Annotated in this window: 24 protein-coding genes; 9 read left to right on the top strand and 15 right to left on the bottom strand. The window is 38.8% G+C overall.

Translation table 11 applies throughout. From position 1 onward, the window contains the following. Positions 1-48: 48 nt before the first annotated feature. From ACI3K6_RS09465 to ACI3K6_RS09455, 3 genes are read left to right on the top strand one after another with little or no spacing between them, the layout of a single operon-like run. Complete coding sequence (locus ACI3K6_RS09465; protein WP_335477373.1) at positions 49-1,410, top strand: UDP-glucose dehydrogenase family protein; 1,362 nt, start codon at positions 49-51, stop codon at positions 1,408-1,410. Continuing rightward, a complete protein-coding gene (locus ACI3K6_RS09460; protein ID WP_435554619.1) occupies positions 1,407-1,931 on the top strand; it encodes a phosphatase PAP2 family protein in 525 nt (174 codons plus the stop codon). The genes ACI3K6_RS09465 and ACI3K6_RS09460 overlap by 4 nt, the downstream gene beginning before the upstream one ends. A gap of 27 nt (positions 1,932-1,958) precedes the next feature. Then, complete coding sequence (locus ACI3K6_RS09455) at positions 1,959-3,101, top strand: glycosyltransferase family 4 protein (RefSeq protein WP_435554618.1); 1,143 nt, start codon at positions 1,959-1,961, stop codon at positions 3,099-3,101. Positions 3,102-3,149: 48 nt separating this feature from the next. Here the strand turns inward: ACI3K6_RS09455 and tatC are convergent, their stop codons facing one another. The 6 genes from tatC to ACI3K6_RS09425 form a co-directional block, all read right to left on the bottom strand. Then, positions 3,150-3,875: a twin-arginine translocase subunit TatC gene (tatC, locus tag ACI3K6_RS09450; protein WP_435554617.1), complete on the bottom strand. Its 726-nt coding sequence runs from the start codon at positions 3,873-3,875 to the stop codon at positions 3,150-3,152. A 154-nt stretch (positions 3,876-4,029) separates the two neighbouring features. Continuing rightward, positions 4,030-4,239 carry a twin-arginine translocase TatA/TatE family subunit gene (locus tag ACI3K6_RS09445; protein ID WP_435554616.1) on the bottom strand — a complete coding sequence of 70 codons (210 nt, stop codon included), beginning with the start codon at positions 4,237-4,239 and terminating at the stop codon, positions 4,030-4,032. A 39-nt stretch (positions 4,240-4,278) separates the two neighbouring features. Next, on the bottom strand, positions 4,279-5,211 hold the full coding sequence (locus tag ACI3K6_RS09440; protein WP_435554615.1) for an LCP family protein: 933 nt from the start codon (positions 5,209-5,211) through the stop codon (positions 4,279-4,281). Between the two features lie 40 nt (positions 5,212-5,251). After that, positions 5,252-5,896, bottom strand: a complete 645-nt coding sequence (locus tag ACI3K6_RS09435) for a helix-turn-helix domain-containing protein (protein ID WP_435554614.1) — start codon at positions 5,894-5,896, stop codon at positions 5,252-5,254. Positions 5,897-6,264: 368 nt separating this feature from the next. After that, positions 6,265-7,179: a DMT family transporter gene (locus ACI3K6_RS09430; protein ID WP_435554613.1), complete on the bottom strand. Its 915-nt coding sequence runs from the start codon at positions 7,177-7,179 to the stop codon at positions 6,265-6,267. Positions 7,180-7,317: 138 nt separating this feature from the next. Then, complete coding sequence (locus ACI3K6_RS09425) at positions 7,318-8,187, bottom strand: LysR family transcriptional regulator (RefSeq protein ID WP_435554612.1); 870 nt, start codon at positions 8,185-8,187, stop codon at positions 7,318-7,320. 109 nt (positions 8,188-8,296) lie between these two features. Between ACI3K6_RS09425 and ACI3K6_RS09420 the strand changes: the two genes are divergently transcribed. After that, positions 8,297-9,013, top strand: coding sequence for an AzlC family ABC transporter permease (locus ACI3K6_RS09420; protein WP_435554611.1), 717 nt, complete (start codon positions 8,297-8,299; stop codon positions 9,011-9,013). Continuing rightward, entirely contained in the window at positions 9,006-9,311 is a 306-nt protein-coding gene (locus tag ACI3K6_RS09415) for an AzlD domain-containing protein (protein ID WP_435554610.1), read from the top strand. Before ACI3K6_RS09420 ends, ACI3K6_RS09415 begins: the two co-directional genes overlap by 8 nt. Positions 9,312-9,601: 290 nt before the next feature. On the opposite strand, the gene ACI3K6_RS09410 is transcribed toward ACI3K6_RS09415, so the two are convergent. The 7 genes from ACI3K6_RS09410 to ACI3K6_RS09380 all read right to left on the bottom strand — a co-directional run bounded on the left by ACI3K6_RS09410 (position 9,602) and on the right by ACI3K6_RS09380 (position 17,355). Continuing rightward, complete coding sequence (locus ACI3K6_RS09410; protein WP_435554609.1) at positions 9,602-10,795, bottom strand: PDZ domain-containing protein; 1,194 nt, start codon at positions 10,793-10,795, stop codon at positions 9,602-9,604. 325 nt (positions 10,796-11,120) lie between these two features. Further along, the gene (locus ACI3K6_RS09405; RefSeq protein ID WP_435554608.1) at positions 11,121-12,575 is read right to left on the bottom strand and encodes a S41 family peptidase; all 1,455 of its coding nucleotides are present in this window, start codon (positions 12,573-12,575) and stop codon (positions 11,121-11,123) included. Between the two features lie 160 nt (positions 12,576-12,735). Beyond that, positions 12,736-13,989, bottom strand: coding sequence for a murein hydrolase activator EnvC family protein (locus tag ACI3K6_RS09400; RefSeq protein WP_435554607.1), 1,254 nt, complete (start codon positions 13,987-13,989; stop codon positions 12,736-12,738). A 164-nt stretch (positions 13,990-14,153) separates the two neighbouring features. Beyond that, positions 14,154-15,047: a permease-like cell division protein FtsX gene (ftsX, locus tag ACI3K6_RS09395; RefSeq protein WP_435554606.1), complete on the bottom strand. Its 894-nt coding sequence runs from the start codon at positions 15,045-15,047 to the stop codon at positions 14,154-14,156. Then, positions 15,037-15,723, bottom strand: coding sequence for a cell division ATP-binding protein FtsE (gene ftsE / locus ACI3K6_RS09390; protein ID WP_435554605.1), 687 nt, complete (start codon positions 15,721-15,723; stop codon positions 15,037-15,039). Before ftsE ends, ftsX begins: the two co-directional genes overlap by 11 nt. A gap of 389 nt (positions 15,724-16,112) precedes the next feature. Beyond that, entirely contained in the window at positions 16,113-16,436 is a 324-nt protein-coding gene (gene cccB / locus ACI3K6_RS09385; protein WP_335477357.1) for a cytochrome c551, read from the bottom strand. 52 nt (positions 16,437-16,488) lie between these two features. Next, positions 16,489-17,355, bottom strand: a complete 867-nt coding sequence (locus ACI3K6_RS09380) for a YitT family protein (RefSeq protein ID WP_435554604.1) — start codon at positions 17,353-17,355, stop codon at positions 16,489-16,491. 203 nt (positions 17,356-17,558) lie between these two features. Here ACI3K6_RS09380 and ACI3K6_RS09375 point away from each other — a divergent pair, with 203 nt between their 5' ends. After that, complete coding sequence (locus tag ACI3K6_RS09375; protein WP_435554603.1) at positions 17,559-17,957, top strand: hypothetical protein; 399 nt, start codon at positions 17,559-17,561, stop codon at positions 17,955-17,957. Between the two features lie 112 nt (positions 17,958-18,069). Here ACI3K6_RS09375 and prfB read toward each other — a convergent pair. Next, positions 18,070-19,168 (bottom strand): peptide chain release factor 2 gene (gene prfB, locus ACI3K6_RS09370; RefSeq protein ID WP_435554602.1). Its coding sequence is split into 2 segments (ribosomal slippage): positions 18,070-19,104 and positions 19,106-19,168, totalling 1,098 coding nucleotides; the frame shifts between segments, so codons are not numbered across the junction. Positions 19,169-19,539: 371 nt separating this feature from the next. Here prfB and ACI3K6_RS09365 point away from each other — a divergent pair. Together ACI3K6_RS09365 and ACI3K6_RS09360 are read left to right on the top strand one after the other, a co-directional pair. After that, positions 19,540-21,411 carry an SEC-C metal-binding domain-containing protein gene (locus ACI3K6_RS09365; protein WP_435554601.1) on the top strand — a complete coding sequence of 624 codons (1,872 nt, stop codon included), beginning with the start codon at positions 19,540-19,542 and terminating at the stop codon, positions 21,409-21,411. 620 nt (positions 21,412-22,031) lie between these two features. Beyond that, positions 22,032-22,532: a hypothetical protein gene (locus tag ACI3K6_RS09360; protein WP_435554600.1), complete on the top strand. Its 501-nt coding sequence runs from the start codon at positions 22,032-22,034 to the stop codon at positions 22,530-22,532. A gap of 82 nt (positions 22,533-22,614) precedes the next feature. Here ACI3K6_RS09360 and ACI3K6_RS09355 read toward each other — a convergent pair whose 3' ends face one another. Beyond that, positions 22,615-23,460 (bottom strand): AraC family transcriptional regulator, encoded by an 846-nt coding sequence (locus tag ACI3K6_RS09355; protein WP_435554599.1) that lies wholly within the window; start codon positions 23,458-23,460, stop codon positions 22,615-22,617. Between the two features lie 257 nt (positions 23,461-23,717). On the opposite strand from ACI3K6_RS09355, the gene ACI3K6_RS09350 reads away from it, so the two are divergent. Further along, entirely contained in the window at positions 23,718-24,227 is a 510-nt protein-coding gene (locus ACI3K6_RS09350) for a hypothetical protein (protein WP_435554598.1), read from the top strand. The last annotated feature ends 38 nt before the right edge of the window (positions 24,228-24,265 follow it).

The following is a 24,265-nucleotide window of genomic DNA, read 5'->3' as shown; positions in this document are numbered from 1 at the left end:
CACTTAATCTAATACAATAAAGTAAACAAACCATTTGGGAGGGATTGGATGCAGATTACAGTTGCAGGGGCAGGTTACGTAGGGTTGGTAACAAGTGCTTGCTTAGCTGAATTAGGCCATAACGTAACATGCATTGACATTGAAGAGGAAAAAATTAGTATGCTTCGAAAGGGGCGTCCTCCCATTTTCGAACCTGGCCTTCATTCTTTATTAGAAAAAAAACTGCATTCCGGTCATCTCCATTTCACCACAAATCCTGACTATGCCTATTCTAATGCCGAAGTCATCTTTATTGCAGTTGGGACTCCTGAACATCCAGATGGTTCGGTCAACCTCGAATACCTTTATACTGCTGTCTGTACTATGACCGATCACCTCCAAAACGATGTGGTAATTTGCACAAAGAGCACAGTACCTGTAGGAACGAATGATAAAATTAAACAAATTATTGAATGTAATAAACCTCCATCGATCCAAGCGGAGGTGGTCTCAAATCCGGAATTTCTTCGTGAAGGTACTGCCATTCATGATTTCTTTCACGCTGACCGCATTGTTATCGGTACGGAACATCCTGAAGAGGTCACAGTCTTAGAACAAATCTATCAGCCATTAAATATTCCAATCTTTAAAACAGATGTAAGAAGTGCAGAAATGATTAAGTATGCTTCCAATGCATTCCTAGCCACAAAAATTACCTTTATAAATGAAATCGCCCATATCTGTGAAAAAGTGGGGGCAACGATCGAGGATGTTGCCAAAGGAATCGGGAAGGATTGCCGGATTGGCCCCCAATTTCTTAAGGCTGGCTTTGGCTATGGCGGTTCATGCTTTCCAAAGGATACAAAAGCTCTTGTTCATTTAGCAGCCAATTTGGATTACCAATTTGAAATTTTGAACTCCGTGATCAAAGTCAATAACAAGCAGCAATCATTGGCTGTTCAAAAGGCAAAAATGACAATTGGAAGTTTAAACGGGAAAAGAGTTTCAGTGCTTGGACTTTCTTATAAGCCCGGAACGGATGATATGAGAGAAGCGGCATCTTTAAAAATCATTCAGGAGTTATTGGATGAAGGAGCCAGTGTGACTACGTATGACCCCGTTGCCATTCCCAATGCCATAAAAATATTTGGAAAAACAATCGAATATGAAACAAATATCCGCTATGCCCTGCTGGGTGCGGAATTAGCCATTATTGCAACGGAGTGGGATCAAATAAAACATCTTCCATTAGCCGATTATGAATCGTATATGTGTAACCCTATTATTATTGATGGCAGGAATTGTTTTTCTTTAAAAGAAATAGAGAAACATTCGATTATTTATATTTCAATTGGCAGACCACCAATAAACCTTAAAAACCTGCCAAATAGCATCATAGAAAATCATTTTGTATTGGGGACAAATCAATGAGATGGATGGAGTTTTTTTACGCAGCTGATTGTCGTATCTTTCAGCTAATCAATCGCCATTTTGATCGAAAATACTTAAACCTATTCTTTCGCACCATTACCAACTTGGGTGGAGTATACTTTTCAATTGCAACTGCATTGATTCTAATCGCTTTTTCCACAAACGAAATGAAAGTGACTGCATTTTCTAGCACTCTAGCCCTTTCAATCAGCCATATTCCCGTACAATTATGTAAATTAGCATTCCCCAGAAAAAGGCCTTATTTACTAATATCCAATACAAGATTCCCAGAAAATCCATTAACGGACCATTCTTTCCCATCCGGACATACTACAGCCATATTTTCTATAGTCCTGCCATTCATCATCTTTGCTCCATTTCTTTCGTTTGTTCTTATACCTCTGGCCATCGGGGTTGGCATTTCCAGAATATATTTAGGTCTTCATTACCCCTCAGATGTTCTGGCTGGGGCCGTATTGGGTTCTTGCATGGGATTATCGTGCTTTAGCTGGTTAGCATGAATAGAAAAAGTGACAGGATGTGAAATAATGAGAATTGCCATTTTCACAGATACCTTTTATCCTGACATAAATGGGGTTGCACGAACTCTTAAAAGATATGCATCTTTCTTGGACCAGCAACATATTCCCTATAGGATTTTTGCACCGAATCCTGCTACCCTGCCATCCGATTCAAAACATACCCTTTATTTTAATAGCTTTCCATTTTTTCTTTACCCTGAATGCCGTCTGGCCCTGCCAAAACCAGCAATGGTCAAAACGGAAATACAAAAGTTTGCTCCCGATCTTATTCATGTAGCTACACCATTTAATATCGGTTTAAGCGGTTTGTATTTTTCCAAAAAGTTTAAGATTCCTCTGGTCGGTTCTTATCATACTGATTTCGATTATTATTTACAATTCTATCGTCTTTCCTTCCTCTCCACTTCTCTCTGGACATACATGAACTGGTTCTATCGCTCTTGTAAAAAACTATTTGTTCCATCCCAAGAGACATTAAACCAATTAAAGGATCGGGGATATACGAACTTGGAAATATGGCCTAGAGGGGTTGATTCCGATACATTTCATCCATTTTATGAAAAAAGTGATGTTCGTAAACAATTAGGAATATCGAAAAAATTCCTTCTGACCTATGTAGGAAGATTGGCACCTGAAAAGGATGTAAAAACTCTACTATCGGCAGCAAAAGCTTTGCCGTCCGAAATCAATGACCATGTTCAATGGCTGGTTATTGGTGATGGCCCCGAAAGGAAAGAGCTTGAAAAGGCAGCTTCGGCAAATATGAAATTCACCGGCTATATAGCCGGTGAAGAGTTGGCAAAGATTTATTCATCCTCAGACCTGTTTGTCTTTCCCTCTCCTACTGAAACATTTGGAAATGTGGTACTCGAAGCACTTGCCAGCGGCACACCGGCTATATGCGCCAATTCCGGAGGAGTAAAAAACATTATCAATCCGGGGGTGACAGGGGAGCTGTGCACACCAGGGGATCCTGCCGAATTTGCCAATGCCATTCAGAAACTATTATTAAATGAACCCCTACGTGAACAAATGGGATTGGCAGGAAGAAGATATGCACTCACACAAAATTGGGAAACCATCTTTAAGCACCTTCTTCAGCATTATTCCACCGTTATTGAAGAAAATAAAATGAAAAACATTGTTTAATAGCGGTATCGATACATGTTTCTAAAAGAGCAAATAGGCAACTAAATGTTATTCCACTGATTGAAGGGCTTTTTGTTTTCGGTTATACACTATTTTTGATAGCAACATGCTTATTTCATAAATAAGAATCAATGGAATTGAGACAGAAATATGAGAAAAAAATTCTGGCGGAGAAATCATAGAGGCAATAATCACCAGAATCAAATAGGCATATTTTCTAAGTTTACCGATTTTGTATGGATTAACAAACCCTAAAGTTGTCAAAAACATGGAGACAAGCGGTAATTCAAATGCTACACCGAAAGGTAACGTCATGTTAATTAAAAAACTAAAATATTTATCTGCCGTAAAGGAAGTTATCATTAAATCATTCCCCAAATTGATCAGGAAGTTCATGATATTAGGGAAGATCATAAAATAACCAAATGCCAATCCTCCAATGAAAAGAAAGAAAAAGGCTGGGATATATGCCAAAGTAATTTTTCTTTCCAATGGTTTTAAAGCAGGTTTTACAAATAACCAGATTTGCCATGCTGCTATTGGGATTGTTCCGGCTATAGCAACTACGGCAGCTAAATGAAAATAAAGCCACATAATATCACTGGGTCCTAAAATCATTAGTTTATAGCCGAGATTCCCCATAAAAAAATGATAAATATCTTTCACATAAACCAATCCCAAACCAAGAAACAGAATGAAAGCTACTGCAGTTATGATGATTCTTTTTCGTAGTTCATCGAGATGATCCATTAAACTAGCTTCTCTATTTGTCAAAGTTAATACGCCTGCCAATCATACTAAATATCCTAAACCTTATCTTTAGGAGAATATTTTTTCCAGTGTCCACATAATAACCATTTTTATAGTAGCCTGAATTAGAAAATGCAAGATGCTCTATTACATCTTGCATTTAAACCTAAAAAGGCTTTTATTTTTTTATTTCTGTTTTATCGTCTGAGTTTACTTCTTTAGTCATTTCTTCTTTAATATCTTCTGTTATGCCTTCAGTTGCTTTTTTAAACTCTTTCAATGATTTCCCAAACGCCCTTCCAATTTCGGGAAGTTTGTTTGGTCCAAAAATTATAAGAGCTACAACCAGGATTAATATTAACCCAGGGACACCAATATTTGATAACATTTAATCATCTCCCAGTCCAGGTATCTATTTTTATTCATGTTACGAGGATAAAAATTTATTAATAGCTGTGTTATTCTGTTCAAGATTGATACTCAACACATCGCCAACATTGTTAAACCGTTCATTCGTAAAAGAACCATTTACAGGAATTCTCATAGTCTTTAAGTCATTGGAATGGTTGGAAATCAAATCTTTTCCTAAAGACAACATAGTCGGTGTATCCATATTCGTTTCTACATAGGGACCTATAACTCCCAATAATTTAGGGAGTTTTATTAAAGTACTTACACTTAAAGCCTGATCCTCAAGTTTCCCGATCACCTCTTGTTGTCTTTGCACCCTACCGAAATCACTCATATTATCATGCCTATAACGAACATATCCTAACAATTTATCACCATGTAAAGTTTGTATTCCTTGGTTTATGGTAGTTCCAATTCCATATGTCATTTCATGAGGAACATCCACTTCAATTCCATCTGGAGCCACTATATCCGTAATTTTAGAAAATCCTTCAAAATCAACCACTGCATAGTAATTTATATCGATATCAAAATTTTCTTTTATTGTTTGTCTAAGAAGCTCTGGCCCACCATACGCATATGCTGCATTTATTTTCTGTTTCCCATGCCCTGGAATTTCGACATAAGTATCTCTCATAATTGAGATCAACCTGGGTTGATGCGTATCTTGATCATAATGGGCTATCATAATGCTATCCGTTCTCGCATGTTCTTCGCCACGTGTGTCACTTCCCAAAAGAAGAACATTTATCTTTCCAAATTTGACGTCCTCACCATGAAAGGAGTCCGCTTCCTTATCTTTATCTTTCCATTTTCCGTCCTGAGCTAACGAAACACCCTGTTTGTATTCATAAACTCCATAAGCACTCACACCACAAATAACTAACAAGGATATAAGCAAAATAAATCGTTTCCATCTAAACTTTTTTCTTCTTTGCATTCTTTCCATAGATTACCTTCCCCACATTTTTATTATAAAAATGGCATGATCACAATTTTAATAGTGATTTTGTAACAATTTGGATCGCCATGGCATCATCAATATAACCTACGGGAAATATATAATCTGGTATAACATCCACCGAGACAATAAAATAGACTAGTGCACTACCAAGCAAAACTAGTTCTCGTGGAGTTCCCTTATTGAATCGAAATTTCTCATACATTTCCTGAAGCTGATTAATAAATGGGCCAATACTGCCAATTTTCTTAAGCTTTTCCTTAAAACTTTTAAGGATATTTTCTTTTCCTTCATCTGTTTGTACATATTGCTCATAATGAGCTAATTGCCCCTCAACACTTGAAATACTAAAATCATTATCTAGTAAATTGGATGATTCAAGTAACTGTTGAATATGATCAACAGACATAAAAAAATCTGATTCTGGTATATTCATCTTCCGTTCATTTGAATAACCTGCAGCATCCAATAGTTCTGAAATAGGAATTCCTAATTGATCAGCAATTTTTTGCAAATGCTCAATATTTGCTTTGCGCTTCCCGTTAATAATCCTTGAAATGGTAGCAGGATCAATTTCCGTAAGCTCACTAAGCTTCCGCATAGATAACGAACGTTCATGTAATACCTTTTTCAAAAACAAGCCAAGATTACGATTCATTTTTCCCTCTGACATCTTCGCTTTCCTTCCAAATTTTTTATTATTTGGCTGTGTTAAAGAACGTGTTGATTTTTTACACTCTGTTGATTGGAGCGGAAATCAACAGACAAGTTTAACAGAGCCTATTATTTTAATAATTACTGTAATTCATAGAGTGTAAAAGTACATAATCATCATAATAAAATATAAATAAATGTTGACAATTTGTCAACAAACGTATGAACTTAACCTATTAGTCTATACTAATTATAAGCTAGTTAAACGTCGCTTTTATTGACATTTTTTCAACATTTCCATAAAAAGGCTAGTTTCAAAGTGACAGTTACATAAATAAGGACTATTGTACAGTTTACAATAGTCTTTCATTGATTTGAATAGCTCCATTAAGGAGCTTCGCTTTCCATATTCGATTTTCTTATAGGTCTTAAAATATTGAGCAGTTCCGTCATAAAAACGCCAAGTAAAATAAGGGATACTCCAATCAGAACATTCCTTGTCAAAACCTCTCCCCATAACAGCCAAGAAAATAAAAAAGCAAAAAACGATTCGAGGGAAAGTAGCAAGCTAACATGTGTTGGCGGGGAATACTGTTGAGCTTTTATTTGAACAATGTATGCAAGCAATGTTCCAATAAGGGTATCGAATCCAAAAGCAAACCATCCATACGAGCTTAGAGAACTTGGTAAAGGCTCTAGCAAAAAGGCAAACGGAACACTCATCACTCCAGCGACCAAAAGCTGAATCATGATGAAAACAAAAGAATCAAAGGAATCACTTTGTTCATACACTCGGTCAACTGCTAAAATATGAATGGCAAAGAATACGGCACATAAAAGCACCAGAAGGTCTCCGATATTCCCTTTCATCGAACCTCCATCCCATGAAAGTATGGCTAATCCCCCGAACGTTAACAGGCAGCCAATGATGACTCCTTTTTGTATGGCCACTTTTGAAAACACGAAATACAGGAAAGGAACTATGATAATGACAGTCCCTGTAAGAACTCCTGCTTTTCCCGGAGTTGTATTTTCAATCCCGAAGGTTTGTAAAGTAAACGCCAACCATAATGGCAGCCCGCAGAGCACTCCCTTTTTCCAAACATCCCAACCTGCTTTTCTAACATTCTTCTGTTTAAAAATCCACAAAATCATGGCCGAAAAAAGAAATCGCCCAGCATTCAGAAACAACGGAGAAATTTCATTCAATAGGTCTTTTGTTAGAACAAATATGTAACCCCAGGCAAGCGCAATTCCTAATAATGATAAATCTGCTATAATGACAATCTTTCTTGAAGACACTTTATCTCCCCTCATCAATACTTGTTAGGTTCAATTATATTAAAACTCTTGTATCAATAAAAACAATATTTATAATTTTTTCCATTTAGGATGAAGAATAACGTAAAATTGCAAATACTACTTGTGCCTAAAACTTAATTACCCTTGCTCTTGAAATCTTTTAACAAGAAAATCAATAAAGTACCTGCTAGATATCGGTAATGTTTTTCTATTTTTAAAGGCTATTCCGATTGTCCGCCTAATAGAGGGTTCAATTCGTTTTGCGACAAGTTGATAGTTCACTTTATTCAGTACAAACTCTGGTAAAATTGAGATCCCTAATCCATTTTCCACCATGGACATAATCGTATAATCATCATGCACCCTATATTGTAGATTTGGGGATAATCCTTTCTGCTTAAATATTTCTAATGGTTCGCTTAAGTCTCCTTCATCTAGTAAAATAAATGGTTCATTTACTAAGTCAAAAACCGAAACAGATTCCCTATCTTTAAGTGGATGGTTCAAAGGTAACACAGCAAGCATCTCATCGGTTGTCAGTGGAATCGTTTCTAAGTCTGTTACTGCATCAGGATTTACAAATCCAAAATCAACACTTCCTTCTTTTATGTATTGAACAATGCTCTTGTATTCCCCTTGTTGCAGGTGAAAGTGGACAGAAGAATAGATTTTCTTAAAATCTTTCAAAAAAATGGGCAACCAATTACTAGACACGCTAGAAAATGTTCCAATTCGAATACTACTGTTCTCTAATCCTCGCATTTCCTTGCTTTTCTCGACCAATTCTCTATGGGCATAGCAGACGTTTCGAATATATGGTAAAAATTGCTCTCCGTCTGGAGTCAGACTAATTCCTTTTCGGGACCGAAAGATTAACGTGGTTGATAGTTCCTCCTCAATGGAATGAATCATTTGACTAACGGCTGATTGTGTATAATCGAGCTCATGTGCAGCCTTTGAAAAGCTCCCTTTTTCTAGTACTTTTAAAAAAATTTCATACCGATTCATAATCGCCCTCTTATATAAGTTTTTCTAATACTAATATTATAATTATTAAATATACTGATGTAAATTTGTTTGATAAAATCAAAGATATTTACTATTAGGAGGATCGGAAATGCAAACAAGAGGGCAATTATGGAGAAAAGGGCTAAAAGACGGGCTGCCAATTGCATTTGGTTACCTTGCCGTATCGTTTAGTTTTGGCATTTTAGCAACGAAAGCTGGACTGACATCGGGAGAATCATCACTGATTTCATTAACAAATCTAACATCGGCTGGACAATTTGCTGGCATTACATTAATGCAGACATCTGCACTCCTTATGGAAGTTGCAGCGACTCAATTGATTATCAATTCCCGCTACTTTCTCATGTCAGCAGCATTGTCTCAAAAAGTAGACGCACAAACATCACTTATTCATCGCATGATTATGGCTTTTGGAATTACCGATGAGATATTCGGTTTATCGATATCGGTAAATGGAAAATTAAATCCATTTTATACATATGGCATTATGAGTGTGGCGATTCCTAGTTGGACACTTGGTACGTTCCTTGGTGCCTATTGCGGAAACATTTTACCTTCGAATATGATAAGTGCATTAAGCATTGCACTATATGGTATGTTACTTGCTGTTATTATACCACCAGCAAAAGGGAACATTATCTTAACTCTACTCATCTTGCTTTCTATGTTCGTAAGTTATCTTTTTAATGTCATACCAGGTTTAGAAAGTATTTCATCCGGTTTAAAGATTGTTATACTAACCTTTGTTATTGCAGGCGGGGCTGCTTTCTTATTTCCATTAAAGGGGGAAGTAGCGAATGAGTAGGGTCTATTTCTATTTACTTGTTATGGCAGTAGTAACTTATCTGATTCGTGTGTTGCCACTAACATTGATACGAAAAGAAATTAAAAATACCTATATTCAATCCTTTTTGTACTATGTTCCATATATTACATTGTCTGTTATGATTTTCCCTGCAATACTCGCTGCTACTGCTACGCCCATCTCAGCCCTAATTGGATTAGTCGTTGCAGTAATATTAGCTTATAATGGTGCAAGTTTGTTTCGTGTATCCCTGTTCGCTTGTGTGGCTGTGTTTTTAGTGGAGGGTTTTATATTATAAAAATTAGGTTGCATTATTATAATATGGCAAACTCCTAAAAAAACAATTTCATGGATAAATCTTACCTTAGGATGGACAAAATGCAATCAAATAAGAGTAACTTCTGGACAAACGAGCAATCACTGAATAAAAACCATTGCTAAGGCAATGGTTTTCAAATTATCTGTTTATCACCAATCTATTTTTTAGTTCCTCAATTTCAAAAGCTTCAAAAAAAATGAGTCCGTAAATTTCCGAAATACTATTCCGGCTGATTATGAATCAATTCCAAAAGTTTATGAAAAATTACACTACCCAATCATCTTATCAAACTCCCGTTTATCCTGTACAAAAAGGATTCCGAGTTCATGGTGATCCCCCTCAAACAGAGCCCGTTGGACGAAACGGATCTCACCCTTTGTATCATGAACATCCAGTTTACAATGGGCACGGTTTTTCTGGAGTGCTTCGTAGAAGGTAGTTTCGTCGTGAACTTGTACTCCATTCACCTTCGTAATGATTTCCCCCACCTGTAAGCCCATTTTTCCAGCAGGTGATTCTGGGATAATCCCAATAATCATCACACCATGATTCTTTTTCGAAAAATAAAAGGGACGATTTTCATCTTTTAAATAGGCTATTAATGTTGAGAATTCACGGCCTATTAACGCGATCGCTACTGCGATGATGGCCGTAATCGGAACCCAATAACCTGCAGCTGAAACAAGTGTCACCAGAGCTCCAAGAACGATTACTTGCCGCGCATGAAGTTTAATAGCTTCACTTGGTAGCATGCCTTTAACTTGCTGGCTGAATCCGATGGCAAATGGGACGAGAACAAGCGAATATTCCTTTGCCCCTAAATGGAATACTGGCCACCAATCAAATGGAAGCTGAAGGGCACTGCCTGGTATCAACATAAATAACGGCAAAAGCCACACTCGTTTTACTTCATGGACACCGATGCTTTTACCACGCTTGCTTTTTGCCAGCTTTGGAGAAGTCCCTTTGCTGCCATTTCTTAACATTAAGATTCCTTCTGCCACAATTAACAAGCCCAAGATGACAGCTATCGAAGGGTAGACTTTGTCATCAATAGAGCGAAATGCTTTTTCAAATAGCGGAATGGACCAATGATTTTGTGCAAACAAAATAACGGCAAAAAACGCGGCCCCAATCGTATACGCTGGTGAGAGAAACCGAACATTTAACGTCACCGACAAAAGCAAGGTAAATCCGGCGATGAGCAGAATGGCCGCAAAGGGTACTACGATCCCTGCTCCAACAATGATGATGGAAAGAATGAGTCCAATCACACCCCCGAGAGGAAGCAGCTGTCTCAGCTCATAATAGGCGTCTTCCGCCCGAATATGGAAATTTTTTCGTTCACGTTTAACCCTCATTACTCCAAGTATTCCTGCGAGAAAAACGAGATAGTATAAAACAGGATGTAGAAATATCTTGCCTGTCCCCTTTAAAAGCTCCACAAGCCATATTTGCACCAACTCCTGTCACCTGCCTCTATTAAAATTTCTAGTTGTCATAAATAGTCTCTAAGTTTTATTTTACCAAATTAGGACCCCAAAACCTATTGCTAGTTTTTAGAAAGTATTTAAAAATCGCGGAAATTTTTCGGAGCAGATAGGAATTCCGCTTGTTTATTGATTTTTCTCACTAGTATTTGAGATCATTCCCCGGGTTTTCGTGATATTTCATTTGTTTTCAGCCAAGTATCCCTATATTTCCTCAGTTTGCAGCGAATATTTCCAAGGAAATGACAGCAAACTCCAAAAAAAACAGTGAACTTCGAAAAGTCCACTGTGTCATTCTCTATTTCACGATTAACCGCAAAGCTGTTTGCAGCTGCATGTCATTTTTCTGTTTTTTCATTTCTTTCACCGCAGCTTCTTCCAGTATGGTAGCCGTTTTGCTGTCAATTTTTCCAGTGGCTGGCAAGTCGTTGTTTTGCTGGAAGCCTTTGACCGCGAGAGTTGTTTGTTCGTTAAAATAACCATCTGTTCGTCCGGGTTCCAAGCCCAAGCCAGCCAAAATTTCCTGGGCATTTTTCACTTGCTCATTATTCATATCCTCGGCAAGCGGCTTCTCGATTTGCAGAGGATGGGTGTTGAAAATTGCCGGTTGCTTAACTTCTAAGTCTGGTTTAATCCCTTTTTTATGAATCCAATTTCCGTCTGGGGTTAACCATTTAGCGAGTGTTAGTTTGATATTACTTCCATCCTCCATTGAAACCGCTTGTTGTACAGTGCCCTTGCCGAAAGTCGTTTCTCCAATCAACTTGTAATCATCCGCTTCCTGAAGCGCGCCGGCTAAGATTTCTGATGCGGAGGCGCTACCCTTATTAACTAAAACCACGACAGGGTAATCCTTTTTCTTCGTGATCGAGGAAAAAAAGCGCTGTTTCTCGCCATTGCGTTGTTGAATTTGGACATACGGCTTATCATTTGGAACAAATTCTTTTAATATTTCCTCAACACTGGACAAGAGCCCTCCCGGATTTCCACGGACGTCAATAATGAGTCCCTTGATCCCATCATTCTCTAATGCTTTCAAATCCTTTTTAAAATCAAAGGCTGTATTCTCTGAGAAGGAGGTCACTTCCATATAGCCTACCTTTTTTCCATCCTGTTTTTTTACAGAGGAATGTACGGTTTCAAGCGGGATTTCGTCACGCTTCACTTTGATCGTAAGGGGCTCTGTTAACCCTTTACGGGCAATCTGTAAGGATACGGTTGTCCCTTTTTTGCCGCGAATTTTAAGAGTGGCTTTATTCAAATCAAGCCCTTCCACACTTTTTCCGTCGACTTTCAGGATTTGGTCGTTTGGCTTAATACCAGCTTTTTCCGCAGGGGAGTTCTTAAATGGTGAGACAATCACGATTTTACCATCAACCATGCCGACCTCCGCTCCGATTCCTTCAAACGAGGACTCGAGGGTCTGACTGAATTGGGCGGCCGTTTCCTTATCCATGTAGACGGAATAAGGGTCCTTTAACACGGAAAGCATGCCTTGAATGGCCCCTTCAACCAATTGATCCTGGTCTACTTTTTCAACATAGCGGCTTAAAATTAACTCATAGGCCTGCTCTACTTTATCGAGGTCTTCTTTTTCCGTTGCGGATGCCGTTGGTTCATTTTGGGGGGTCAATCCCTGCTCCAGTTTGGAGCCGATTTCTTCTTTTTGCAAAAATTGCATTCCAGCATACGTGCCCCCAGCACCAGTCAGCAACGAACCTGTTATCAGCAGGGCTATCCATTTTCGGTTCATTCTGTTCCTCCTCGTCAACAAGGTTTGTCCTTTTTTATTACACACCATTACGCAAAAATCCTGCTCAATTACTTATATGTTTAAAAAGGACGAGTTATGATTGGAGGGATCGTCGAAAAAAAAAGAATGAAGCAGTCTGTGCTTCATCCTTTTTTCTGTATTATAGCGGTACGATTCCGACCGGATTAATAGCGCTGTGGTAAGCCCATTTTCCACGATATAGTTCAAAGTGAAGATGTTGTCCCTTAGAATCTCCTGTGTTACCCATTGTTCCAATTCGTTGGCCTTTCTTCACAGTAGCCCCTTCTGAAACCATTCTAGCTGACATGTGTGCATACACGGTTGTATACATTTGACCATTAATATTATGCATAATGTAAATAACATTGCCGTAGCTTGAGGAGTAATGGGATACATACACAACCCCATCAGCTGCCGCCACAATCGGTACATTGGTTCCGCTGTTAGCGATATCTACTCCATAATGGAAAGTCCCCCAACGCGCACCATAACCGGAGGTAAATACGCCTGAAGCTGGTTTCGTGAAGGATCCGCCGGAGACAGGCGGTGCTGAACCAGATCCAGCACCGCTGCTGTCGTTGCCCCCTTTATTGGCTGCCGCCGCAGCTGCTGCTTGTTCTTTCGCTAATTTAATTGCCTTTTGAATAGCCGCCTCTTGAGCTGCCAAAATCTGCTCCTGCTCTTGCATATCGATCATTTCTGCGTGAGCTTCCTCTTCTTGCTGTTCAAGTCCTGCTAAAAGTTGGTTCTTCTGATCCATTTGCGTATTTAGTTGCTGGTTCATTTTTTTCAATTCCGCTAGCATTGATTGCAAGTTGGAAAGATCTTTTTGGACTAGAGATTCCTTTGTTTCCAGTTCTTGTTTATCAGCTTCATGTTCCTTTATGATCGCCTGGTCTGCTTCCATAAAAGTAGCGACGGCACTGGCGCGATCGATAAAATCACTAAAGCTTTTTGCACCCATTAGGACATCAAGATAATTGATCACAGTTCCATTTTCCTGATAACTGCGCACACGTTCCTTTAACAAAACATTTCGTTTTTCAATCCGTTCCTTGATTACCACTATATCCTGCTGAAGCTTAGCAATCTCAGCTTTAGTAGAATCAACCTTCTTATTCTTCTCATTAATTTGATTTGAAGTATCACTTATTGCAAAATCAAGTCGCTTCATTTCTTCTTTAACGTTTGCCTGCTGATTTTGGAGGTCTGTGATTTTATTGTTTGATTCATTGATGTTCGACTGTAAATCAGAACGTTGACTTTGAATCTTGCTTTGTTGTCCTTGCAAATTGGAGACTGACTCAGCTTCAGTTTGTAAAGAGGCTCCGCCAAAAAAAGTCCCCAGTCCAACAGTAGTAACAGTAGCAAGCATTAAAAATGATTTTTTCATCCCGATTTCTCCTCCATATTCTCTCTATAAGCAGGTAAATCGTCATCGCTGTTGCAGACAAAATCATTTCTGCAGACAACGGTGTACCAACCTTCTCTTCTCTGACAAACTTGTATTCTATGAAATCAAAAAGGGGAATGCTTCCCCTCTCTTCATTTTGATGACTATACTTTTAAGAATTTGCGTACGGACATAACGCTTCCCCAAACCCCAATCAAGGCACCCATTAAGATGAGGAGGCCGGAAACTTGATACATAAATGGGTTAAATGGAAGAATTTTGACAAATGTTCCTTGCAATCTTGGTCCAATGTATTCATATGCATTGTAGTAGGCAATGGAAAGAAAAATAATCGGTAAAATCGACCCGAGAATACCTAGCCACAGACCTTCAAGGAAAAATGGCCAGCGGATAAAATTATTTGTTGCTCCTACTAATCTCATAATTTTAATTTCTCTTCTTCTTGCAATAATCGTAATCTTAATCGTATTAGAGATTAAGAAAATGGCAGTAAAGAATAAGCCTAAAATCAACACAATTCCGACATTACGGCTTGCTTTAATAAATTTGAACAGTTTTTCAACCTTGCCCTGTCCATATTTAACCTTTGCCACATAGTTGAATTTTTCAATTTTATTGGCAACCTTCATGGTATCGGTAGGGTTTTTCGTTTTTACGACAAATACATCATTCAGCGGATTATCTTGTTCAAACAGCTTAAATGCCTTTCCTTCCTCACCCATACTATTAACTAATTCTTTTAACTCTTCTTCTTTAGGTGAGAACTTGACACTTTTTACTTTTGGAATGGCTTCAATTTCTGATTTTAATTTTTCCTGATCGGCTTTATTTGCCGCTACATCGATGTGAACGCGAATTTGCACATCATCTTCAATCGTTTGTGCTACGCGGTTAAGATTCATCATAATAACGAAAAAGACACCAACTAGAATGAGGGTAACGGTAACAGCGCTCACTGATGCGAATGTCATCCAGCCATTTCTACCGATGCTCTTTAAACTCTCTCTGGCATGACGTCCAATGGTTCTAATTTTCATAACCGTAATCACCTCTTTGTTCGTCACGGACAATTTTTCCGCCTTCAATAGCAATAACACGACGTCTAACTGTATTTACAATTTCCTTATTGTGAGTTGCCATTACAATCGTCGTGCCGCGATCATTAATCTCTTCAAATATTTTCATAATCTCCCAAGATGTATCTGGATCTAAGTTCCCTGTCGGTTCATCAGCAATCACAATCTTTGGAGAGTTCACGATAGAGCGTGCGATGGAAACACGTTGCTGCTCACCACCGGATAGCTCAGTCGGCAACATTCTTGCTTTGTGCTTCAAGCCAACAAGATCCAGCACTTCCATAACCCTTTTCTTTATAACCTTCGGCTGTGCTTCAATTACTTCTAACGCAAAAGCAACATTTTCATAGACTGTTAGAGTTGGCAACAACTTAAAGTCTTGGAAAACGACGCCTAGATTGCGGCGGAACAGTGGGACTTTTTTCATTTTTAACTTCGCCAAGTTTACACCATTCATCGTGATCGTTCCGGATGTTGGAACTTCTTCACGATACATCATTTTAATGAAGGTGGATTTCCCTGCTCCACTCGGACCAACCACATAGACAAATTCACCCTGATTGATCTTAACGTCAATACCATTTATGGCTGAAACACCATTTGGATACTTCTTATATACCTCTTGCATTTCGATCATATATATCACCTATTGTTTTTTTTTCGAATCATTCGACAAAAATCTTGCTTTGTTTGCAAAATCACAAAAAATAAAATGAAATCTACCAGCACAGTTCAGCATCATTAACATTATAACATCATAATTCGCTAAAAAAAGTGTAATTATATTACAGTTTCTTTTCAAAGAATACAAATAATGGCTGTTTTTCCCCTTACCAACAATATAGTGGGTAATATATTTGTCGAATAATCTTTATGGAAAAGATGAGCTGATAATAGTATTCCGCGGTTTTTACTTGGAATCCTGATTGCATTCCCCGTTATTAAACTCCCATCATCCTGCTAAATGAGCCTTCTTTATAAAATAAAAAAAACGCCCTGAACGAATACACAGAGCGTTTCCGAACTTTACTTTTTCGCGGCTAACCATTCAGCTACTTTGTCAGCGTCATCGCCTGTTACAACACCAGGAGGCATCTGACCTTTACCATTGTGGAGGATGTCTAGGATTTGATCTTTAGAGTATTTTGATCCTACCTTGGTTAAGTTAGGACCCATTCCGCCCTTTAAGTCACCGCCATGGCAACTGGAGCATTTTTGATCAAAGATCTTGGCTGCTTCTCCGCCTGATGCTGTGTCCTTATCCCCTTTGTCAGAATCGCCGCCACCGCAAGCTGCTAGTCCTAGCACCAAGGAAGAGCCTAATAACAAAGTTAGTAGCTTTTTCTTCATTGCTACATCCCCCTTCAGAAAATAATTCCATCAAAGTAATAGTATACCAATCCTAAGCGCGTTTGAAACCCTCTCCTAATACTTCTGCCGCATCCATAACAACGACAAAGGCAGCCGGATCAAGGGTTTTCACTAATTGTTTCAATTTTGTGAACTCAGATTGATCTACCACACACATTAGAACCGGTCGTTCGTGTTCCGTAAAACCACCGTATGCTGATAGTTTTGTCACACCCCGATCAATTTTATTCAAGATTCCTTGACGCACTTCTTCTTGATTATTGGTAATAATCATGGCCATTTTCGATCTGCCGAAACCAACCTGAATTAAATCAATCGTTTTACTCGTTACATAAAGGGCGATTAAGGCATAAAGGGCTTTTTCAATATCAAAGACAATCGCAGCTGTCAACACGATCAGCCCATCAATCAAAACAACACAGCGACCGAGAGTAAAACCTGTATATTTATTGATAATTTGGGCTGCCAGATCCGTCCCTCCCGTAGAGGCTTTCCCACGGAAAACGATCCCAAGGCCCAGGCCGACACCCACTCCGCCAAATAATGCTCCAAGCAAAGCGTCATGTGTCCACGGCTCCACGTTTTTGGTTACGATTACGACAAAAGGAAGAAAGATGGTCCCAACCAATGTTTTTGCGCCAAAATGCTTACCTAATAAAACAACACCTGAAATAAATAATGGAATGTTGAGCGCCCATTGGACATAAGCCGGTTCCCAGCCAACCACCGTTTTCAAAATTGTACTAATGCCGCTCACACCCCCGGATGCGATTTGGTTTGGTAATAAAAACACATTAAATGCGAATGCGATAATAGCTGAACCAATCAGCACTAATATGTAATCCGCCACTAGCCGCAATCTTGGATATGTATCCGTTAAATGACTCAATATATTCATGATGTTTTCCTCTCTAAAAAAGCTTTTTTCAAAAAATTCAATTCAACGATTGAGAGTATATCATGGGTAAAAATTGGTGTAAATGGCATTATGTTAACGCAATAAAGCAGTAAAAATTTCATTTTAGTTTTAACCTAATCCTTGATCATTAGTAAAAAAATCAGCAAAATATGCTATACTCTGTTGAAAAGGAGGTGAATGGAATGGAACAGCTTTTAAAACAAATGATGGAGCAAATGAATCAAAGGTTTGACTCGATTGACAACCGGCTGGATAAAATAGAGCTACGGCTTGACACCGTGGAACAACGCCTTGATCATGTGGATCAACGGCTTGATACTATGGATCAACGATTTGATGCCATGGACGAACGATTTGATGCTATGGATGAACAGCTTGTCGGCGTTAACCAGCGGCTTGATAATGTAGAAGTAAGTATTCACTCTCTTAAGGAAACAGTTGAACATCATGCATCTGAATTTAGAAGCCATTTTAGGCAAATTGAAAGTAAATTAGAGCGCCATGATAGCATGTTTACTTTTATTGCAGCAGGAGTCGATTTAAAGATTCCAAATGAGAAGCTACCATATAATAAAGAATAATTCTGCAACATTTTTTGCCTCGTCATTTCTTCAAAAACCCTTCATCACCGGCAAAAAAATTCCTAAAAAAAAAGCCTTTGCCGCAGATGACGGTAAAGGCTTTTTCACTTTATTAAATTTTCGAACGCAAATAAGCATTGATAAACTGGTCGATGTCTCCGTCCATAACCGCCTGAACGTTACCAGTTTCAGCACTGGTGCGATGGTCTTTTACCATTGAATAAGGATGGAAAACGTAAGAACGAATTTGACTGCCCCAACCGATTTCCTTTTGCTCTCCGCGAATTTCTGCCAGGGCTTTTTCCTTTTCTTCCACTTCTTTTTGATAAAGCTTTGCTTTTAACATGTTCATCGCCCGCTCACGGTTTTGAATCTGTGAACGCTCCGTCTGACAGCTGGTCACGATCCCTGTTGGAATATGGGTAATCCGAACGGCAGACTCGGTTTTGTTGACGTGCTGACCACCTGCTCCGCTGGAACGGTACGTATCTACACGTAGATCTTCGGTGCGAATCTCTATTTCAATTTCATCATTAAATTCCGGCATGACATCACAGGAAACAAAGGAAGTGTGACGGCGTCCCGAGGCATCAAATGGAGATATCCGCACAAGTCGGTGCACGCCTTTTTCCGCTTTCAAATATCCATATGCATTATGCCCTTTGATAGCTAGAGTGACACTTTTTATTCCGGCTTCATCGCCAGACAGATAGTCCAGCGTTTCTACCTTAAAGCCCTTTTTCTCAGCCCAACGGGTATACATCCGGAGAAGCATCGAGCCCCAATCCTGCGACTCCGTCCCACCTGCACCGGGATGTAATTCCAGGATGGCATTATTTTTATCAAACTCTCCACTAAGGAGCAGTTGCAATTCAAATTCATTTAAACGCGAAGTTAACTCTGTGAGTTCCTCTTCCAACTCCGCCTGTAATTCAGCGTCAGCTTCCTCTTTTACGAGTTCATAGGTTACTTCCAGGTTTTCGAAGGATTCATTCAGTTTGTAGAACTCATGGACTTGATCTTTTAAGCCATTAGATTCACTGATGACTGTCTGAGCAGCCTGTTGATCATTCCAAAAATCAGGCTGAAGCATAATATCCTCCAACTCCGCAATTCGTGCCTCTTTGTTCTCTAGGTCAAAGAGACCCCCTAAAGTCCGCTAATTTCTTAGCCATGGTTTCAAGCTCATTTCGAATCTCTGCTAATTCCATATCATTCACCTCTATAAAAATCTCTACAGTATTTTATTCCGCCCTTGAAAATTTGTACTTGTTCATTATAACGTGAGAAAGGGGGAAATTTCAAAAGCTGGCTGATAGACAGATGTGAATTCTACAAAATGAATGGGGAATTCTACAATTATGGGTGGGATTTCTACAAAATGAATAGTGTATTCAACAATTTGAGTGGGATTTCTACAAAATAAATAGTGTATTCAACAATTTTGAGTAGGAATTCAACAATTTTTGCCCAGAATTCAACAAAACTTTCGCTAATCATCTTTTCCCTTAGTATTTTCCTATATTAATCTGTCAAAAATGGTACTATTAGAATAAACGCTATAAAGAAGGAGCGGAGAGGTATGGGGAAAATTGGACGAAATGAGCCTTGTCCGTGTGGAAGTGGAAAAAAATACAAGAATTGTTGCGGGGCTAATGAGGCCATTCCCATCACACAATTGCTTGAGGGAGACATCGATCAGCTGCAACAGCAATTGATCCATTTTGGCTTAAACCATTTTGATATCGAAATCGCAGAAGATTTTGAGCGATTTGAGGAGATCATAGATTCTGAATTGATGGACGAAGAGGAAGTCAATTTTTATTCGATGATGCATGCCGTCTGGTTCATTTTGTTTGTGCCACTTGAGGATGGCAAAACCATTATCGAAAAATTTATTGCAGCAGAATCCGGAAAAATTAAACGGACAAAACTAAGACAAATTTTACAAACATGGACAGACGCCAGAACGATTGTCGGCAGGTTAGTTCACATTGTAAATAATGAATTGACACTGGAGGATGGCTTTACTGGAGAACAAGTGAAGGCCATTCATACTGGTGTACAAACCCCATTAGCTGAAGGTTCCTTTATCATTGGAATCCTTGTACCGTTTGAGCAAAATTATGCTTTTTGCCCGGCACCATTTGATCTGCCAGACTTTGAACCGGAAAAGGCATTTTCCTACATAGAGGGTAGAAGTCAGGCAGCAGGCTATGATTCTCCACAAGAATATCTATCGGAGTTTTTCATCGATACGTTGAATGAGCTCCCAATGATCGACGGAATGGTCGATGTGAATGAACTCGAATGGCCTTCGCCGGTTTTTCAAGAGGTCGCTGAAATTTTTAAAGCCAAGCTGCAGTCATTAAACGTTCAGGCACCGATAATCGACACTGGCCTGGTGCTCTGGTTTACATACAGCCAAAAAGGGAAAAAGCGGATTCAGAACCCGCATTTGTACGCCGCATCCCTGCATTATCTTCTTTCCCATTTTGTTCCTATGGACCGATTCTTTTCACAAAAGGAATTGGGAGAAATGTATGGAGTCAAGGCCGCATCGATTTCCTCCACCTATTCAACGCTTGAAACAGCGTTATCAGAGGATATGGAAAAAATGGTGTCGATTATAAAAGGGGAATCGGAACCTCTTGCAGAGACGGCTACTGTTATTGATTTTCCTACTCGCAACGCCAAACCTGCGCCGAAAAAGAAAACCAAAAAGGGTTCCCGCCGTGATGAAGAACAAGCTCAATCACTCATTTTTGAAGCCTTGCAGGCACATGGGCAAAGACGCTATCAACTAGCTCAAGAGGCACTAGAGCTAAATCCGCAATGTGTGGATGGTTATGTCATTCTTGCGGAAAATGCCGATGATTTGTTAGATGCCTCATTGATGTTCCGTGAAGGAATGCATATTGGACAACAAGCACTTGGGAAAGAATTTTTTGAAGAAAACAAAGGCTCCTTCTGGGGTTTAGTAGAAACTCGGCCGTTTATGCGGGCAAAGTTTCATTATGCTGACTCTTTATATATGCTAGGGATGCTCGATCAAGCTATTGGGGAATTTGAAGAACTGCTAGAATTAAATCCGATGGACAATCTAGGGGTCAGAGACACTTTATTTGTTGCCTACGTGTCAAATAAAGAGTTGAAAAAGGCTCATCACCTTCTGGAGCAATACGAAGGAAGCATGAATTGCGAATCATACGACAAGCTATTGCTTGAGCTGCTGGAAAATGGCTTTACCGTCAAAGCAAAATCCCTTTTAAAAGAAGCCAAAAAGGAAAACCAATACGTCATTCCTTATTTATCAGGGAAAAAGAAACTGCCTAAACAAATGCCAGATTACCATGGCTTTGGCGACGAAAATCAGGCGATCATCTACTTTGATTCCACTTTCCATTTGTGGCAGGAGATTGAGGGCTTGCAGAAGTGGTTGAAGGAAAAATAATTAAGGTATAGAAATTGACGTGTGCACGAGGAGCACACGTCTTTTTTATTGTTAAATTGTACATATTTTTATAGTGAGAGAAAAAAATAGGAAAACTAGGTCTTTTTTTGGAATTCACTTTTAAATCAATGCTAAAGCGGTGAAAAAATTTGGTTCTAACCTGTTATGTTTTAATCACCTGGCTATTGGTCCAGATCCTATATTTCATACCGAAACACGGAAGATTGATTGAATTTGCATTTGTCTTTCTCATTATTGTCATTATCACTCGTAATGAGTATTCGATTCTTGGGGTTAATGTAAACTATATAAAACTGCCTCAAGAAAAGGATTTATTTATCGCATTTGTCTTATATCACAGTCTTATCTATCCCATCATTTTGATTCTATTCGTGAATGGATTCATGGCAAGCCGTCACTTAGGCAGAAGGAGTTTTTTCTTTTTTCTTTCTTCTTTCCTTTTCACTTCTTCTGCTAGCCGAGTTTCTATCCATTAGACTGGGGTTAATTGAATACATAAAATGGAATTTCATGTTTCATTCCCTTTTTATTCTGTTCTTAATATCTACTGCTTCTCTATCCTATTTTTACATGAACTACCTTCTTAAAAGGGTGATCTAATGGTTACATATGATAACAGTTTTAACTTAAATGAATGGTTTATCCTCGGCGTTTTTGCAGCTAGTATTGCCTTAACCGTGTTATTACCCAGATGGAAACTTCCTTTGATTCTTATCTTTACTGTTTATGGCATTTCTGTAGGCAAGTTTTTCGACCACACCATTAGTGTTGGTCCATTTAGATTTTACGATGTGAACGACAATTCCCATTACGAACTAATGGATTTTATTTCCTACATCATGTATGGTCCTTTCTCCTACTTTTTTGTCTATTTCTATAAAAAGTTAAATATAAATGGTTTTCAAAATATCTACTATATTTCTGTATGGTCTGCTTGTTCCATGGGGCTTGAATTCCTTGGCACTAAAATAGGGATTTACCATTATGTAAATCATTATCGATTGCTTTTTTCCTTACCTGTTTATGTACTGACCCAAACCAGCTTGGTTATTTTCTACCACTTAATCATGAAAGAATTCAAAAGGTTAACAAACTCATAAATATCCCCATTTTAACTTTCTTCTCTTGCATGAAAAGACGTGTGCATGAGACACACGTCTTTTTTGCCCCATTTATAAATCATTACTTTGGTATAACCGGGACCCACAATTCATGCCGCGGCTTGTGCCCGGGACCATAATAGCATTCGATGCAGGGCAGATTAGCAAGTTCATAACCGGAAGTCGGAACCCATTCTGTATATAAACGTTTCCACGCCTCCACAATATTCGGAAATACAGCCCATGAGCTTGGTGGGATTGTCAGTATCTCTAGATCGTTCGGCGGTTCCCCATCATATCGAACCCCCATAAAATAAGCAAATTCATCATCTGTGATCGCCGCTTCTTTCCCACAAACGCCTAAAATGCCTTCTAATTTACATTTTGGATTTTCCCATGACAAATCCTTGAGTTTTTCCATAAGTCCATCTTTTTTCGCACCGCTCCATAGCGAAGGAATCATTCTAAAGGCTTTTTCCGTTTTGACAAGCTTACTTTTTCCAATTAATCGTAATTCAAAATCAAGATGTTCGATTCTGTACTCCATTTCCGTATCCCCTTTAATTGAAATTTGAAAGGAGATCTTAGGATAGGCCTTTAAATGAACCCCATTTTGACGAGCCTCTGAAGGTTTTATTCCATGCAGCTTTTGAAAAGCCCTAGAGAATGAATCTGCAGAATCATAACCGTATTTAACGGCAATATCAATAATCCTGTCGTCACTTTTTTGAATATCAAAACCCGCAAGTGTCAGTTTCCTCCGTCTTATATATTCTGAGAGCAAGACTCCGGAAATAGAGGAAAACATCCTTGAAAAATGATACTCAGAACAATTCGCCATTTGGGCAATCTGTTTATAATCAATCTCGCCTTCAAGATTCATCTCAATGTAATCCAGTACCCGATTCATTCGATCCAACCAATCCATGTTTTCCCTCCTTTCTCTTTTCAATGTAAAGGAAAATTCTCCGCTTCGTCCTACTTTACCTGTCCAAAAATGTCGGGTCCTCTGACTAGTCTAATTCTATTATGTTTACAGTAACTCCTTCTCCTCACTGATTAAAAATAACAAATACGCCCGGGACCAGCTATCGTTCCCGAAAGATTCACAAGGCATTCAGTCATTCCCTCTACCCCAACGATATAATTGGAAATAGATAGACTAGGTGAAAGGGTGGTAGAGTCTTGAAAAAAATCATTTGGATCTCGGTATTACTTTTAGTAGGGGCAGGCTTTTTCTATCTAAAATATTTTACGATGCTGCTCGATTCCAAGGATTCCGCGATTATAGTGAATAAATCCTATGCATTTCAGGAGGATTATCAGGATAAACGCAAGTTAGCCAATGCAGTCGATAATATTTTCATTGGCGAGGTTATTAGAGAAGAAGACCATCGTACCAAGAAGAACACACAATTTCTGGTGAGAATCACGCAAAACATTAAAGGGGCACTCCTCGGCGATATCACCGTCAACCAAAAGGGCGGTTATTACAAAAAGAACGGCAAGCTCTACCTGCTTTCCTACGAAAAAACCCCACTTTTGAAAAAAGGAGAAATGTACTTGTTTGCAGTCAGTAAAACAAAAAAAGGATATTATACGATGCTGCCAAAATACGGGAGTACGCTTTTGGATAATGAGGATGCGAAGTTGAAGTTGATTGATAAGTATCGGAAAGTCCTTGAAGATAATTAATGGTAAAAAGACCCTCCATCACACAAAATGATGGAGGG

The sequence above is a fragment of the Neobacillus solisequens genome, from assembly GCF_051233465.1.
Lineage (GTDB): Bacteria > Bacillota > Bacilli > Bacillales > Cytobacillaceae > Neobacillus.
Note: the sequence above shows the minus strand (reverse complement) of the source record. Positions and strands in the feature narration are given on the sequence as shown.

Bases quoted from the DNA above. Each gene is read 5' to 3' on its own strand.
- ACI3K6_RS09465 (WP_335477373.1), top strand. From the start codon at position 49: ATGCAGATTACAGTTGCAGGGGCAGGTTACGTAGGGTTGGTAACAAGT.
- ACI3K6_RS09460 (WP_435554619.1), top strand. From the start codon at position 1,407: ATGAGATGGATGGAGTTTTTTTACGCAGCTGATTGTCGTATCTTTCAG.
- ACI3K6_RS09455 (WP_435554618.1), top strand. From the start codon at position 1,959: ATGAGAATTGCCATTTTCACAGATACCTTTTATCCTGACATAAATGGG.
- ACI3K6_RS09445 (WP_435554616.1), bottom strand. From the start codon at position 4,239: ATGTTATCAAATATTGGTGTCCCTGGGTTAATATTAATCCTGGTTGTA.
- ACI3K6_RS09440 (WP_435554615.1), bottom strand. From the start codon at position 5,211: ATGGAAAGAATGCAAAGAAGAAAAAAGTTTAGATGGAAACGATTTATT.
- ACI3K6_RS09435 (WP_435554614.1), bottom strand. From the start codon at position 5,896: ATGTCAGAGGGAAAAATGAATCGTAATCTTGGCTTGTTTTTGAAAAAG.
- ACI3K6_RS09425 (WP_435554612.1), bottom strand. From the start codon at position 8,187: ATGAATCGGTATGAAATTTTTTTAAAAGTACTAGAAAAAGGGAGCTTT.
- ACI3K6_RS09420 (WP_435554611.1), top strand. From the start codon at position 8,297: ATGCAAACAAGAGGGCAATTATGGAGAAAAGGGCTAAAAGACGGGCTG.
- ACI3K6_RS09415 (WP_435554610.1), top strand. From the start codon at position 9,006: ATGAGTAGGGTCTATTTCTATTTACTTGTTATGGCAGTAGTAACTTAT.
- ACI3K6_RS09405 (WP_435554608.1), bottom strand. From the start codon at position 12,575: ATGAACCGAAAATGGATAGCCCTGCTGATAACAGGTTCGTTGCTGACT.
- ACI3K6_RS09400 (WP_435554607.1), bottom strand. From the start codon at position 13,989: ATGAAAAAATCATTTTTAATGCTTGCTACTGTTACTACTGTTGGACTG.
- ftsX (WP_435554606.1), bottom strand. From the start codon at position 15,047: ATGAAAATTAGAACCATTGGACGTCATGCCAGAGAGAGTTTAAAGAGC.
- ftsE (WP_435554605.1), bottom strand. From the start codon at position 15,723: ATGATCGAAATGCAAGAGGTATATAAGAAGTATCCAAATGGTGTTTCA.
- cccB (WP_335477357.1), bottom strand. From the start codon at position 16,436: ATGAAGAAAAAGCTACTAACTTTGTTATTAGGCTCTTCCTTGGTGCTA.
- ACI3K6_RS09380 (WP_435554604.1), bottom strand. From the start codon at position 17,355: ATGAATATATTGAGTCATTTAACGGATACATATCCAAGATTGCGGCTA.
- ACI3K6_RS09375 (WP_435554603.1), top strand. From the start codon at position 17,559: ATGGAACAGCTTTTAAAACAAATGATGGAGCAAATGAATCAAAGGTTT.
- ACI3K6_RS09365 (WP_435554601.1), top strand. From the start codon at position 19,540: ATGGGGAAAATTGGACGAAATGAGCCTTGTCCGTGTGGAAGTGGAAAA.
- ACI3K6_RS09360 (WP_435554600.1), top strand. From the start codon at position 22,032: ATGGTTACATATGATAACAGTTTTAACTTAAATGAATGGTTTATCCTC.
- ACI3K6_RS09355 (WP_435554599.1), bottom strand. From the start codon at position 23,460: ATGGATTGGTTGGATCGAATGAATCGGGTACTGGATTACATTGAGATG.